This is a genomic window from Lysinibacillus sp. BNK-21 (assembly GCF_048684915.1).
Lineage (GTDB): Bacteria > Bacillota > Bacilli > Bacillales_A > Planococcaceae > Lysinibacillus > Lysinibacillus capsici.
This window is the reverse complement of record NZ_JBLQTS010000001.1, coordinates 473106-485671: the sequence shown is the minus strand read 5'-3', so window position 1 is coordinate 485671 and position 12566 is coordinate 473106. Positions and strand designations below refer to the sequence as shown.

Below are 12566 nucleotides of genomic sequence, written 5' to 3'. Positions count from 1 at the left end.
ATATTACACTTAACTGTCTTAAATTGAAAGGGGATATGATTTTGTTATTATCGTTTGACACAAAATTACTAAAATATGCCGAGTTAGCGGTGAAAGTAGGAGTAAATATCCAAAAAGATCAGTATCTTTATATAAGCTGTTCGACTGATAACCTAAAACTCGCACAAATAATTACTAAAATTGCCTATAAAAATGGTGCTAAACAAGTTTTTGTCGATATATCCGATGATGAACTTGTACGTGCTCGCTATGAAGGGGCACCAAAAGACTCATTTGATTTCTTCCCACCTTGGAAAGTGAAGGAACGTGAATGGTTAGCTGAACATGGTGCTGCTTTCTTAAGCATTAGCTCACAAAATCCCGATTTATTAAAAGGTATTGAGCGTGATAGAATCATGGCATTTCAAAAAGCATCTGGCCAAGCACTTGCCAACTATTATCAATGGTTACAAGCAGATAAGTTTAGCTGGTCTGTCATTGCTGCTCCATCTAAAGCTTGGGCAGCAAAGGTTTTTCCTCACCTTCCAGAAGAACAGCAAATGGATGCATTATGGGAAGCTATCTTTGCAGCCACACGTATAGACGTTGAAAACCCTGTTGAAGCTTGGCATACACATGATCAGGAATTACATAGCAAAGCTGATTATTTAAATGCAAAGCAATTTAAGTCACTGCACTATACTGCACCAGGCACAGATCTAACAATTGAGCTGCCTCCACACCATGTGTGGACAGGGGGTAGTAGTATAAGTACTCAAGGCCAAACATTTATGGCCAATATGCCAACTGAAGAAATTTTTACAGCACCGTTAAAAACAGGTGTTAATGGTTATGTATCAAGCACTAAGCCTTTAAGCTATGGTGGCAATATTATAGATAATTTCACACTAACATTTAAAGATGGTCGAATCATTGACGTCAAGGCGGAGCAAGGCCAAGAAATTTTAGCTTCCCTTATTGAAACAGATGAAGGTTCTCATTACCTTGGTGAAATAGCATTAGTACCACATCAATCACCTATTTCACAATCCGACCTATTATTTTACAATACATTGTTTGATGAAAATGCATCCAATCATTTTGCCATTGGTAGTGCATATGCTTTTTGCATTGAGGGCGGCAAAGAAATGACTTCTGAGGAACTAAGCGCGCATGGTCTCAATCAAAGCTTGACACATGTAGACTTTATGATTGGCTCTACCAAAATGAATATAGATGGAATAACACATGATGATCAAATAGACCCAATATTCCGTGATGGAAATTGGGCATTCTAAATAATCCATTCCTACTAATAGTATTCTAGGCTAAGTATGTTAAGGTTGTCATAAATTATCCTTAGATTTTCCTAGTAACCTATTGTATAATTGTTTTAGGGAATTTTAGTAGATCATTTAAGTAGAGAGGAGCTCTAATAATGTTCATTACAACTGTTCTTGGCTTTTCAGCAGTTTTATTAATTTCAACGGGATTCTTCATCCACTACCTACAAGTTGGTTTAGATAGCAAGTCTTCAGTAACTGTAGATCCAAAGCCAAACGAAAAATTTTAATGTGTAAAAAACAGCTACTATTTATAGGTAGCTGTTTTTTTATAGCTTACATGTTATTTCATCTACTAAATCGTATGAAACTGCTCCTTTATTGTAAAAATTATCTGAATAAAGTCTTTATTGTTTGCATATTGAAAATTTTGCTCTACAATATTTTTTGTAAGGAAGGGAGCAATATTCATGACAATGTTACAAGATATTCTAGAATTTAACAAAGAGTTTGTACAAGAAAAAAAATATGAGCCATTCATCACTACGAAATATCCTGATAAACGTATTGTTGTTTTATCTTGTATGGATACTCGTCTTGTAGAGCTTTTACCAAAAGCGATGAATTTGCGTAATGGCGATGTAAAAATAGTGAAAAGTGCTGGTGCGTTAGTGAGCCATCCTTTCGGTGCAGTTATGCGTAGTTTATTAGTTGCTGTCTACGGCCTACAAGCTGATGAAGTGTATGTTGTTGGACATTATGACTGTGGTATGAGTGCGGTTGATCCTGACGCCATGCTTAGCGAAATGGTACAACGAGGCATCGATCCAGAAACAATCAAAATGTTGGAATATTCTGGTTTTGATTTGAAAGAGTTTTTACGAGGTTTCGGTGATGTAGCAACAAGTGTTAAGAAAAGTGTCGATACAATTCGTAATCATCCATTAATGGTAAAAGACGTACCTGTTCATGGTTTAATAATTGATCCAAATACAGGTCATCTAGATTTAATTGAAGATGGAAATAAACAATAAAATTATTTCTTCATACATTAATAAAAGAGCAAGTGCCTATCCTCTCTATGTGGAAGATAGGCACTTATTTTTCTATTCATCCTCTAAACGTGCATACATATAGTGATCTACCCAATGACCATTGATATACAGTAGCTTTCTTAGCAGACCCTCCTGCTGAAATCCAGCCTTCTCTAATACACGCATGGAGGCATTATTTTGTGTCGATACGTAGGCCTCTACACGATGTAGACCAATTTGTTCAAATGCAAATCGGACCACCATATTCACAGCTTCTGTGACAATGCCCTTTCCAACATAAATCTCATCCATCGCATAGCCAACAAATGCACTCGAGTACGGTAAGCGTTTGACAGCATAAAGTGCAATATGCCCTATTAGATTATTTGTACTATGCTCAAAAATACCAAAAGTAAATTCACGCTTAGACTCCATTAAATAGAGACTTTCTTGAATTTTTTTGTATTGAGCATCGACTGTATAGTATTCAGGTCTTTGCAGTGGCTCGTATATAGACCAAAAGTATTTATTACGGCTTACGAGACCCGTTAAACTTCGTGCATCTTTTTCTTGGAATGTGCGGATGTAGCATTTTTCCCCCTTTATTGTTACCACATTCCCACCCTTTTTTCTTAATAGATTCCAAATTTTAAGCACCATTTCTCCACACTAGCCTTCCAATAAAAATCAATACGTTTCTCTTTGTTTCATTGGCTACAAGCCATAATTGCAAACCCTATTTATATTTCATTGTATGTAAAAAAACAGGCTGCTACAACCAAAACAGCTTATGTCTTATTGTCATAGCAGCACAATTCAATTATTTAGTTTTTTGTTCTTTCTTTTTCTCGTTTACTATTTCTAAGCTGGAGGAATCAGCATCCTCTAGTTGAGTATTGTCTAACACATTTGTTAAATGAAGACCACGTCTTTGAGCCTCTCGTTCAATGTGTGCAATAGTTTCCTGTAGCACCTGAACACGTGCATACTTTTTGTCATCTCCAGCGACTAAGACCCATGGTGCATCTTTTTTATCTGTCTTTTCAAACATCGCATTTGCTGCTTCAATATACTGAGGTGTTTTATCTCGATTGCGCCAATCCTCGGCTGTTAACTTCCAAGATTTATAAGGGTTTTGTTCACGTTCTTTGAAGCGTTTTAATTGCTCCTCATCTGAAACATGAAGCCAGAACTTAATAATTATGTAATCTCCAGCAGTTAAAATCTTCTCGAAATTATTAATTTCTTCATAAGCACGAGACCATTCATCCTTTGTTGCGAATCCTTCGATGCGTTCTACTAGTACACGGCCATACCACGAGCGATCAAAAATAGCGATTTGCCCATGTTGAGGCAATTTTCTCCAAAATCGTTGTAAATAATTGTAGCGTAATTCATGAGCTTGAGGAGCAGAAATAGGATGTACAACATAACCACGGGGATCGACACGTTCGATTAATCGTTTAATAGCGCCACCTTTACCAGCTGCATCCATTCCTTCAAATACCAAGATCAAGCCAATCTTGTTTTTTAATAAAAATTGTTGTGCGTTCAACATTTCATATTGGAGTACTTTTAATTTCTTTTTATACATCTTTTTGTCTAGTTCAACAGTTAGATCTAGATTTTTCAAATTTTGTGTCATGAAACTTCACTCCTTTTATTTGGCTATTCTTATTGTACTAAAGAAATATATGGATGCCTATCAGACATGGTAAATTGTAGGTATTAATAGTAAAACAACACGATACATTGTTGGAAATTTCCGTTATAATAAAAAAAGTGACAGTACTATACTTATTTGTCTTTTCCCTATACAATCTAACACGAAGGGAGAGGAAAACATGCCTCGGTTTATCTTGATGACAATCTCTTATCTTGTCTCAATCATCCTAACCTTTTCATCCTTTTTCGTGAACATCAACGGTCAATCTTCGCTAGAAATCGCTAATCGTTTTTCTGTTGTATTTGCACCAGTTAGTGTAAGTCATGTAATTTGGATTATCATTTATTTTTTACTCGGTTATTGGTTAGTTATGAACATGAAAAAGACAACTTTGAAACAGTCTGCGCTTTTTAGTTGCATAAATATATTACAAGCATTGACGATATATGTCTGGCACCATGAGTTATTTATTGTTTCTCTTGGCATTACATTACTCTTAGTCTTGTACTTGTTTATGTTGTATAATACGTACCCACTTCAGGACAAATCCTTGTTTGGTCGTATTCCTTTCTCTATTTATTTAGCATGGATGACATTTATTTTTATCACAAATACAAGCTTTACGTTAACGGCTTATGGTTGGAACGGCTTTGGTCTTAGTACGCCTCTTTGGGCAGTGATTTTACTTACTTTAGGAGGAGCCATTGCGCTACATATCCGTTTCCATCACTTTGATGTTATGTATCCAAGTGTTTTTATTTGGGCTTATATTGGAATCGCCATACATAATGGTTTTGATGAGCTACTTGTCACTACAGCTGCTTTATTTTTATGCGGTGTTCTCTTTGTTGGCATTTTATTTATTAAAAAAAATCCTGCCTACCAAAAATAAATTGGTTAGCAGGATTTTTTCATTACATCCTATTCTTCGTCTAATGACGTTAAGATAATTGGTTTATCTTTTGTTACAATGACTGAATGTTCGATTTGAGCTACAAGTGATTTATCAGGTGTCACGAATGTCCAGCCATCACCTGCTTCTACGATATGCTCTGCATTTGCTGAGATAAATGGCTCAACCGCAAGGACCATACCTTCTTTCATAATAGTAGAATCCCATGCATCGTAATAATTTAAAATATGGTTTGGTTCATCATGTAAAGATTGACCTAAGCCATGACCTGTTAAATTCATAATAACAGTTAACCCATTAGCATTTGCCTCGCGTTCAACAGCTTTACCAATTTGATTTAATTTAGATCCAGCCTTTACCTTTGTCATTGCTCGATCAAAGGCACTTTTAGCAACACGGCAAAGCTTTTCTTTGTCCTCATAGCCATCACCCACAACAAATGAAATACCTGTGTCAGCAAAATAGCCATTTAAAGAGCCTGAAACATCAATATTTACGATATCTCCCTCTTGAATAACACGCTTTCCTGGAATACCATGTGCTACTTCTTCATTGACGCTAATACATGTATACCCTGGAAAATCATATTCTCCCTTTGGTCCTGAAATAGCGCCAGCCTCTGCAAACATGCGACCAGCAATTTCATCAAGCTCAAGTGTTGTAACACCTGGTTTTGTGGCAGCTTTCATTGCTTCGCGAATTTCAGCACAAATGCGTCCTATTTTTTTAAAAGCTTCAATCTCTTCTTGCGTTTTTACAATCATGTATAACGTCCCTTTCATCTAATATCTATTCTTTAATATAACATAACTTTTTATGCGTATAACGATAAACGCTTTAAATATTGTATGCTTTCCTACTTTGCAAAGTGCTAAAAGAGTTATTCACGACAAAAAAGTCCCTCCACTCCTGTGAAGGGACTAGCATTAAGCTTTTCTTTGCATTAATTGGGGAGCGGCTGTGAATAAAAGAACACCAACGATAGCCGTTAAAATGGTTGCTGGTAGCATATATGTACCATTGTAGATGATGGAATAAATCCATGCATTTTGGTCACCCGCATATTCGGCAAAAAATACAGCACCAGCAATTGTATGTGCTGTGTATCGTAAGAAGCCTGCGAAAACGGTACCTATGATTATATAAAGTGCCATTTTTGTTTTGTTCATATGTTTAGCAGCGTCTAACACTGGTCCACGTACAACCGCCGCTAATCCTACAACAGTAAAAGCAACGCCATAATCCAGTAATCCTTGTAGCCAGTGCACGATATAAGAACCAAACATTGTTTGCATAACACCCACAAGTAGTCCCGTAGTAAGACCAGCTACTAAGCCCCAGCGAAATGCTATTAACATAATCGGTACCATAACAAGACTAACTGAGCCGCCTTGTGCCCATACTTTAAAGGAAACCTGATCCAGTACGAGACCTATCGCTGCAAAAATCGCAATCTCCACTAGCATTAATAGTCTTTTTTTGTCCATACATATTCTCTCCTTTGTTCCGATGTAGGATACAAGAGCAGGAATAGAAAAGCGCTGATATGTCTCTTTCTGACACCTTTTTCCTTTAAGGACGAAAAAACGATGTCAGGACAGAGCCTCACATCGTACAAGTGTCGGTTTCTATCCACATCCCTACGCAAGCGTTAACTTACAGGTTCGAAGAGTCAAGGCATTACGTGCCCAGTCTCAGCTGACATCATCAGCTCCCCTTGTGGTCGTTACATCTGAATTTATTTGAACACTCTCATTGTACGCAATGGATTGAAGGATTACAACCTTCCATACATCATTTTTTTGAAACTTTGCTGTTTTTCATGCGTAAATATTTAAAAAGGAGGTACAACTATGGAGAATCAAAAAATTTTAGCTGCCTTTAGTTATCTTAGTATTTTCTTCGCCCCTTTTATCGTTCCATTAATTGTATATTTCGTGACAAAAGACAGTGATGTAAAAAGCCATTCGATTCGTGCACTTGTCTCTCATTTAATACCCTTTGTTTTTGGCATTCTATTCTTTATTGTCTTTGTTTTTTCTACATTTAGTTTAGATCCAACCTCCAGTAACAAGACAGTGATGATTATTTGGTTTGCTTCATTCGCCATCTATGCTCTCGTCTCACTCGGTATTGTGATTTGGAATATAATTCAGGCTGTTCGTGTTATCCGTTAATGTTTTATTTTTAAGTGAAACAGGTAGTAGTAATTGTAAAAGGAGCTGTTTTGGGATGAAAGTATCAAACGTTGTAAAAACTGCCGTTAAGTTAGCACCTATTGTTATTCCTATCGTAAAAAAAGTAATGGCTGCAAAAAAGGGCACAACGCCTACAACCACAACTCGAAAAAAATAAAACGAAGGCGTATTCCTTTTAGAAATACGCCTTCGTTTTATTTCACTTCAAAATGGGTTTGACTATGGCCATTTAATGTTTTTTCCACATGTAAAACTGCTGGCATCGCAGATTTCAATTCAGGTACATGCGAAATAACGCCAATCATACGACCAGAATCCTGCAAATCAATTAATGTATCGATTGCTTTATTTAGTGATTCCTCATCAAGCGAGCCAAAGCCCTCATCAATAAACATCGTTTCAATATGAATATTACCTTGGTAGCTTTGAATCACATCTGCCATCCCCAATGCAAGGCTCAACGAAGCATTAAATTTTTCGCCACCTGATAAAGTTTTGACATCTCGTAATTGATCTGTATAAGCATCATAAACATCAAGACCAAGGCCACTTTGCTTCGCATGCTTTTCTAATCTATCTGAACGTCTAAGCTCAAATTGACCGTTTGATAAATGATACAGACGTATATTGGCAGCTTCTGTAATTTGATCTAAGTAGTTAATTTGTATATAACGCTCAAAGGATAGCTTTTTCGAGTTTTGTCCATTTAATAATCCATAGAGCTCCTTTACTCGCCCTGCTTCTTGTTCAAGTAAATGAAGCTCTTTCGCTATTTCTTCCACCTTTTTACTAAAGCCTTGGCATGCTTGTATAAAGCCATTGATCTGTTGTAAACGTTTAAATGCTTCCTCATAGGAAACTCGATGCTGTTCTACTCTTGCTTCCATCGCCTCTAAATCTTGCTTCTCTTTTCCTTGAAGGTATGTAGCCCCTTCGGTAATCTGAATTTGCAACGTGTGTACTTGTAAAGCATAGTCGCTACATGCTTTTCGAAGTGCATCCAATTGTATGGCACTCCGTTTAGCAGTTGCATAAGCCTCATAGCTTTCGAAACCTATTTCTTGCATATCTGCTGAAAATTGCTGAAGCTTTTCATTCATTTTAAGCTGTAATTCCTCAAAGGACTGTTTGGCAATTTCTACAGTTAGTGTTGCATTGCTAGCTGCTTCCTTTGCTGCATGCAAATTTTCTTGACTCACTTGCCAACTTTTTTGAAGCTCTTCTTTCTGTTTACTAACTTCATTAAGTTGTTGCTTTAATTGCTGTAAAGTTGGTAAATTAGCGGGCATCTGCTTAAGTTGTTCGTCTACTACCGCTTGTAATTTTGTCCATTCTTTTATCTGCTCTGCTAAATATTGCTCTAGCTTCATATGCTTATTTCGTAGCTGCTCTATTCGGTCATGCTGATGCTTTATTTTTAATCGCACATCAGCTAATTGATGTTGAATAATTTTTAATGCAGCAAGCTCTTGTTCCACTTCATGTAAAGTAGCGGTGATCTGTGGTTGGTCTTCTGGTTTAATATGCTGAGCCTCGAGTTGTCGCCATGTATCTTGAAGAAGTTGCTGCGCTGATGCTAAAAATGCCTCTTTCTCTAAATACTTACGCTCGTCTGATGATGCCTTCGCTCTTAATGCTTCCACTTGAGCAAGCTCAATAACTTCCACTTGCTCATTGTGTGCTTTCTGATGTGTCATACTACCACAAACAGGACAGGGTTCTCCTTCCTTCAGTTGTTCTGCTAAAATACTAGCTTGACTCGTCAGCCATCGTTGCTGCAAAAGTTGAAGTGCCTCTTTACTTTCTTGATAGAGACTTTCTGAAGCAACTACATCCTGCTTAGCTAAATCTACGGCATGTTTATATTTATCCGCTTGCTTGATTAAAGCAACCTGTTCCCGTAGTTTCGGTAATTGTTCTAAATAGCTTTCATAGGGTTCAACCTGTTTTTCATAGCCTTCTAATGATTGAGAAAAATGCTGTAATTGCTCTTGTTCATTTTCCAAAAGTTTGACGTTATCATTTACTGCTCGTTTTGCATTTTCAGCATATTGCTCCGCTATTTGCAGCTGCTGTATATTGTTTTCATAGGCTTCAAATTTCGGTAAAAGCGCTAGCATCTGCATTTCCTGCTGTAAGATTTGCTGTCGTTCAGATTCTTTAGCCTGCTCTATCTCATATTTTTCTTGCGCTTCTTGCAACTTTTCTTGTGACTGCTGTTGCTTAACCTTTGCTTGTTGAAATGCTATCTCTTTAACATTCAGTTCAGCACGTAAATCCTTGCATTGTTGTTCGAGGAGCACCAGTCGCTCTGCTTGTTCTGCTAAAGCAATCTCCTTCTCCTTTGCTTGGTATAAATCCTGCTGTTGTAAAAGCATTTGTAGCCGTTGCTGTCGATTAGCTTGTTCATCAAATTGCTCATTTAGCGTTTTTGCTAAGCGATAATATTCCTGCTCTTTTTGATGAAGGCTATACGCTTCTTCATAGTATGACTGTTCATCTTCTCCACATTTCTTATAGTAGCTAAGCTCCTCATCAAGTGCCTCTGTCAGTTGATGTAAATTTTCGGTATTATCAGCAATTAATGTAAATAAAGCGGAAGAACGTTGTGGTAAGGCGCCCACAATTTGACCAAGTAAATGTTCTTTTAATTGTTTGGCACGCTCAAGATCACTTTCTGCTTCTTTACGCTTGGCATCAAGCTTTTTCGCCATGACACCGAAACGATCTGTTTTAAAGATTTTCCGTAAAATTACTTCTTTATTTGTTGAATCAGAGGTTAATAGTTTTCTAAATTCACCTTGAGGTAGCATGACAATTTGGCTAAATTGATCTTTTGTGAGACCTATGATTTCCTGCACTTTCTTATCGACTTCAAGCGTTTGCTGTTTCTCTACAATGCTATAATCTAGCTTTCCGTCTTTTACTTCTGCTAGCTCTATTTTCTTTCCAGTAACCGTTTTATTTTTTTCTTTAATATGACCTGGCTGTCGTACTATTCGATAGACCTTTCCATGCATTTCAAAGACGAGTTCTACAGCTGTATAAACTTCATCATGTGCAAAACCGCTTCTTAGTAAAGCTGTATCCTGCCGGTCCTCCCCACTACCTGATCCGTAAAGAGCATAGCAAATAGCATCGAAAATGGTTGTTTTACCAGCACCAGTTTTTCCAGAAATGGCAAACAATCGATGCTCCCCTAGCTCTTGAAAATCAATTACTTCCGTGTCTTTATATGGACCAAACGCTGTAATTGTTAACTTTAAAGGCTTCATTTTACAGTCTCTCGCTCCTCATCTAATAACTCCTGTAACATCTCTGTGAATAGGCGTTCCGTATCTTCATCAGGCTGAATGCCAATAATATTGGTGAAGAATGAACGGAATAAATCAATATCTTCTAGTTTTTCAGCTTCTACTACTTGTAGTTCACGTGGCATATCTTGTCTTAGTACCTTCCGCTCCACATGCATAGCGTGCGGAAATACACTACGAATACGTTCCATCGGTGAAGTCACAGATATTTTATCCGTCAATCTAACAAATACATAATCCTCACTTGGTGTGAGCGTTAATAACTCCTCTAATGGACCTTCTACTACTCGTAGATCTCTTCTTGGCACAAGCTTTCTTTTACTTACTGTGGTGTTACCTTGCTCATCTAATTCGATGATTAAAAATCCTTTCTCATGTAAATGCTCAGATAACGAGTACTTTAAGATAGAGCCTGCATAGCGTATGGTTTCGTTTAAAACAAAATGTGCCTTATGTAAGTGCCCAAGCGCCGTATAGTGAAAAGGTTTGAATAAAGCTGCATTCACACAATCTGAGCCTCCAATGGAAAGGGGTCGCTCGGAATCACTAGTATTTGCTTCCTCCTCACCATACTTCGTCACAAAGGCATGTCCAACAAAAACATGACGCTTACTTGTGTCCATGTCTTCCGTGATATACTCAATAATTTTTTGCATGGCGTCTTGATGAGAACGGATTGATTCATCTTCAAAGATGTTGCGAATAGCAGCTGGCTCTGCATAGGGCACTAGGTGAAAATGTACTTCCCCATGTTGATCATTCAAAACAATAGGGGCATGATTTTTTGTAAATTGGCCCTTAATATATAAACCACTATCACTCATTAAACGGCTACCAAAATTTAAACGACCTGCACTATCATGATTTCCCGCCACTGCTAGAACAGGAATCTTCTTCTCTAATACTATTTTCGCTAATACATCATTTAGTAAATTAACTGCCTCAATAGGAGGCATCGAACGATCATATAAATCACCTGCGATGATAATTACATCTGGTTTTTCCTCATCAATCGCTTGTATAAATTGTTGAAGAATATAATGTTGATCTTCTGTCATATAGACACCTTGAACAAGCTTTCCTAAATGCCAATCTGCTGTATGAAATATTTTCATTCTAGTACCTCCTAGTCTTCTCTATATTTTAGCATGACTATTCCCAATCTAGTGAACACTAAAGGTTTAGTAGTTCTAGCCAAAATTGGTTTTCATAGAAAAAAGCATCTTATAAGTAAGATGCCTTAGATACCTGCTATTTAGATATATTTGATAAATGCCTTATATCCCGGGAATCCCTGAATTACGTAAGTCATACGAGGAGATTGATGTTGTGTCACATTTTGCTTCTGAGGTTTCGCTGATGATTGTTGCTTTAGGATTTCCTCAAATGACTTGGGATTTGGCTTTGGCAATTCTGCTGAAGAGATGTTTAAAGCATCACTACCACTATAAACTTGTAAAAATGAGTTAGCCATTTGTCGATAGCCTTCAATATTTGGATGAACATCAGCACTATTTGGTAAGTAGTTGGTTGCATTCAATCCAAAGGCATCATAGACATTTATATAAGCTGCGCCAGCTATCTCTGCTTGTTGTTGTAAAATCGTATTTAATCTAACTAGCTGGGCATTGGTTCCTTCTTTTTGCGTCGGATGAACTGTTGGATAAGCAAAATAATACCCTATAACATAGATTTTTGCTTTAGGCGCACGTTCTTCTAATTCATCCAAAATCGATAGCATATTTTTTCTTGCCAAATTTAAAGCGTAATCTGCCTGAAGCTGTGAAAAAGCTAAGGTCCCTGCATTTGGGTTTACCTGGACAAGACGTAATAAATCATTAGCCCCTGCCGAAACTGTAATAAGCGTCGCATTTGCTAATAAATTTTGCGCTTCCTCAGATCGTATTCGTTCTAATACATCTGCCGTAGTAAAGCCAGGAAAAGCAAGTTCTTTTGTGTAAAATGCTAATTGACCAATCGAACTTAATTTCATGGCAATCAAATCACTATACCCTACATCAATTTCTTTGTAGGGTGTTTGACCTGCTGCTAAGGAATCGCCAATAGCCACATAGGTTTCTGTTTGAGCAAAAGCAGATGAAACCCAAATTGTCATGAATACTATTGTCATACCTATCAAGCTACAAAATCGTTTCATCTGCTTCCCTCTTTTCTTATT

13 protein-coding genes and 1 riboswitch are annotated in these 12566 nt (G+C 37.3%); of the genes, 6 read left to right on the top strand and 7 right to left on the bottom strand.

What is annotated here, in order from left to right:
• Positions 1-35 precede the first annotated feature (35 nt).
• From ACMGGO_RS02385 to ACMGGO_RS02375, 3 genes are all read left to right on the top strand, one after another.
• Entirely contained in the window at positions 36-1277 is a 1242-nt protein-coding gene (locus ACMGGO_RS02385; protein WP_158651974.1) for an aminopeptidase, read from the top strand.
• 140 nt (positions 1278-1417) lie between these two features.
• Complete coding sequence (locus ACMGGO_RS02380; protein ID WP_004225590.1) at positions 1418-1552, top strand: hypothetical protein; 135 nt, start codon at positions 1418-1420, stop codon at positions 1550-1552.
• 180 nt (positions 1553-1732) lie between these two features.
• Positions 1733-2296 carry a beta-class carbonic anhydrase gene (locus ACMGGO_RS02375; RefSeq protein ID WP_004225593.1) on the top strand — a complete coding sequence of 188 codons (564 nt, stop codon included), beginning with the start codon at positions 1733-1735 and terminating at the stop codon, positions 2294-2296.
• A gap of 72 nt (positions 2297-2368) precedes the next feature.
• Here the strand turns inward: ACMGGO_RS02375 and ACMGGO_RS02370 are convergent, their stop codons facing one another.
• Positions 2369-2956 carry a GNAT family N-acetyltransferase gene (locus ACMGGO_RS02370; RefSeq protein WP_054549012.1) on the bottom strand — a complete coding sequence of 196 codons (588 nt, stop codon included), beginning with the start codon at positions 2954-2956 and terminating at the stop codon, positions 2369-2371.
• Between the two features lie 160 nt (positions 2957-3116).
• Entirely contained in the window at positions 3117-3941 is an 825-nt protein-coding gene (locus ACMGGO_RS02365) for a polyphosphate kinase 2 family protein (protein WP_048394803.1), read from the bottom strand.
• A gap of 199 nt (positions 3942-4140) precedes the next feature.
• Between ACMGGO_RS02365 and ACMGGO_RS02360 the strand changes: the two genes are divergently transcribed.
• On the top strand, positions 4141-4854 hold the full coding sequence (locus tag ACMGGO_RS02360; protein ID WP_048394805.1) for a hypothetical protein: 714 nt from the start codon (positions 4141-4143) through the stop codon (positions 4852-4854).
• Positions 4855-4883: 29 nt separating this feature from the next.
• Here the strand turns inward: ACMGGO_RS02360 and map are convergent, their stop codons facing one another.
• Together map and thiT are read right to left on the bottom strand one after the other, a co-directional pair.
• Complete coding sequence (gene map / locus ACMGGO_RS02355; protein ID WP_004225600.1) at positions 4884-5639, bottom strand: type I methionyl aminopeptidase; 756 nt, start codon at positions 5637-5639, stop codon at positions 4884-4886.
• A 162-nt stretch (positions 5640-5801) separates the two neighbouring features.
• On the bottom strand, positions 5802-6362 hold the full coding sequence (thiT, locus tag ACMGGO_RS02350; RefSeq protein WP_036076950.1) for an energy-coupled thiamine transporter ThiT: 561 nt from the start codon (positions 6360-6362) through the stop codon (positions 5802-5804).
• 133 nt (positions 6363-6495) lie between these two features.
• A riboswitch (TPP riboswitch) is annotated at positions 6496-6603 on the bottom strand.
• A gap of 125 nt (positions 6604-6728) precedes the next feature.
• Here thiT and ACMGGO_RS02345 point away from each other — a divergent pair.
• Together ACMGGO_RS02345 and ACMGGO_RS02340 are read left to right on the top strand one after the other, a co-directional pair.
• A complete protein-coding gene (locus ACMGGO_RS02345; protein ID WP_048394810.1) occupies positions 6729-7052 on the top strand; it encodes a DUF4870 domain-containing protein in 324 nt (107 codons plus the stop codon).
• 55 nt (positions 7053-7107) lie between these two features.
• Positions 7108-7230, top strand: a complete 123-nt coding sequence (locus ACMGGO_RS02340; RefSeq protein WP_004225603.1) for a hypothetical protein — start codon at positions 7108-7110, stop codon at positions 7228-7230.
• A 37-nt stretch (positions 7231-7267) separates the two neighbouring features.
• Here ACMGGO_RS02340 and ACMGGO_RS02335 read toward each other — a convergent pair whose 3' ends face one another.
• The 3 genes from ACMGGO_RS02335 to ACMGGO_RS02325 form a co-directional block, all read right to left on the bottom strand.
• The gene (locus ACMGGO_RS02335) at positions 7268-10348 is read right to left on the bottom strand and encodes an AAA family ATPase (RefSeq protein ID WP_387256492.1); all 3081 of its coding nucleotides are present in this window, start codon (positions 10346-10348) and stop codon (positions 7268-7270) included.
• Positions 10345-11502 carry an exonuclease SbcCD subunit D gene (locus ACMGGO_RS02330; protein ID WP_387256491.1) on the bottom strand — a complete coding sequence of 386 codons (1158 nt, stop codon included), beginning with the start codon at positions 11500-11502 and terminating at the stop codon, positions 10345-10347. The genes ACMGGO_RS02335 and ACMGGO_RS02330 overlap by 4 nt, the downstream gene beginning before the upstream one ends.
• A gap of 140 nt (positions 11503-11642) precedes the next feature.
• Positions 11643-12545 carry an SGNH/GDSL hydrolase family protein gene (locus tag ACMGGO_RS02325; RefSeq protein ID WP_387256490.1) on the bottom strand — a complete coding sequence of 301 codons (903 nt, stop codon included), beginning with the start codon at positions 12543-12545 and terminating at the stop codon, positions 11643-11645.
• Positions 12546-12566: the final 21 nt, after the last annotated feature.

Excerpts from the sequence above, each read along its gene's own strand:
- ACMGGO_RS02385 (WP_158651974.1), top strand. The coding sequence starts at position 36 with ATGATTTTGTTATTATCGTTTGACACAAAATTACTAAAATATGCCGAG.
- ACMGGO_RS02380 (WP_004225590.1), top strand. The coding sequence starts at position 1,418 with ATGTTCATTACAACTGTTCTTGGCTTTTCAGCAGTTTTATTAATTTCA.
- ACMGGO_RS02375 (WP_004225593.1), top strand. The coding sequence starts at position 1,733 with ATGACAATGTTACAAGATATTCTAGAATTTAACAAAGAGTTTGTACAA.
- ACMGGO_RS02370 (WP_054549012.1), bottom strand. The coding sequence starts at position 2,956 with ATGGTGCTTAAAATTTGGAATCTATTAAGAAAAAAGGGTGGGAATGTG.
- ACMGGO_RS02365 (WP_048394803.1), bottom strand. The coding sequence starts at position 3,941 with ATGACACAAAATTTGAAAAATCTAGATCTAACTGTTGAACTAGACAAA.
- ACMGGO_RS02360 (WP_048394805.1), top strand. The coding sequence starts at position 4,141 with ATGCCTCGGTTTATCTTGATGACAATCTCTTATCTTGTCTCAATCATC.
- map (WP_004225600.1), bottom strand. The coding sequence starts at position 5,639 with ATGATTGTAAAAACGCAAGAAGAGATTGAAGCTTTTAAAAAAATAGGA.
- thiT (WP_036076950.1), bottom strand. The coding sequence starts at position 6,362 with ATGGACAAAAAAAGACTATTAATGCTAGTGGAGATTGCGATTTTTGCA.
- ACMGGO_RS02345 (WP_048394810.1), top strand. The coding sequence starts at position 6,729 with ATGGAGAATCAAAAAATTTTAGCTGCCTTTAGTTATCTTAGTATTTTC.
- ACMGGO_RS02340 (WP_004225603.1), top strand. The coding sequence starts at position 7,108 with ATGAAAGTATCAAACGTTGTAAAAACTGCCGTTAAGTTAGCACCTATT.
- ACMGGO_RS02335 (WP_387256492.1), bottom strand. The coding sequence starts at position 10,348 with ATGAAGCCTTTAAAGTTAACAATTACAGCGTTTGGTCCATATAAAGAC.
- ACMGGO_RS02330 (WP_387256491.1), bottom strand. The coding sequence starts at position 11,502 with ATGAAAATATTTCATACAGCAGATTGGCATTTAGGAAAGCTTGTTCAA.
- ACMGGO_RS02325 (WP_387256490.1), bottom strand. The coding sequence starts at position 12,545 with ATGAAACGATTTTGTAGCTTGATAGGTATGACAATAGTATTCATGACA.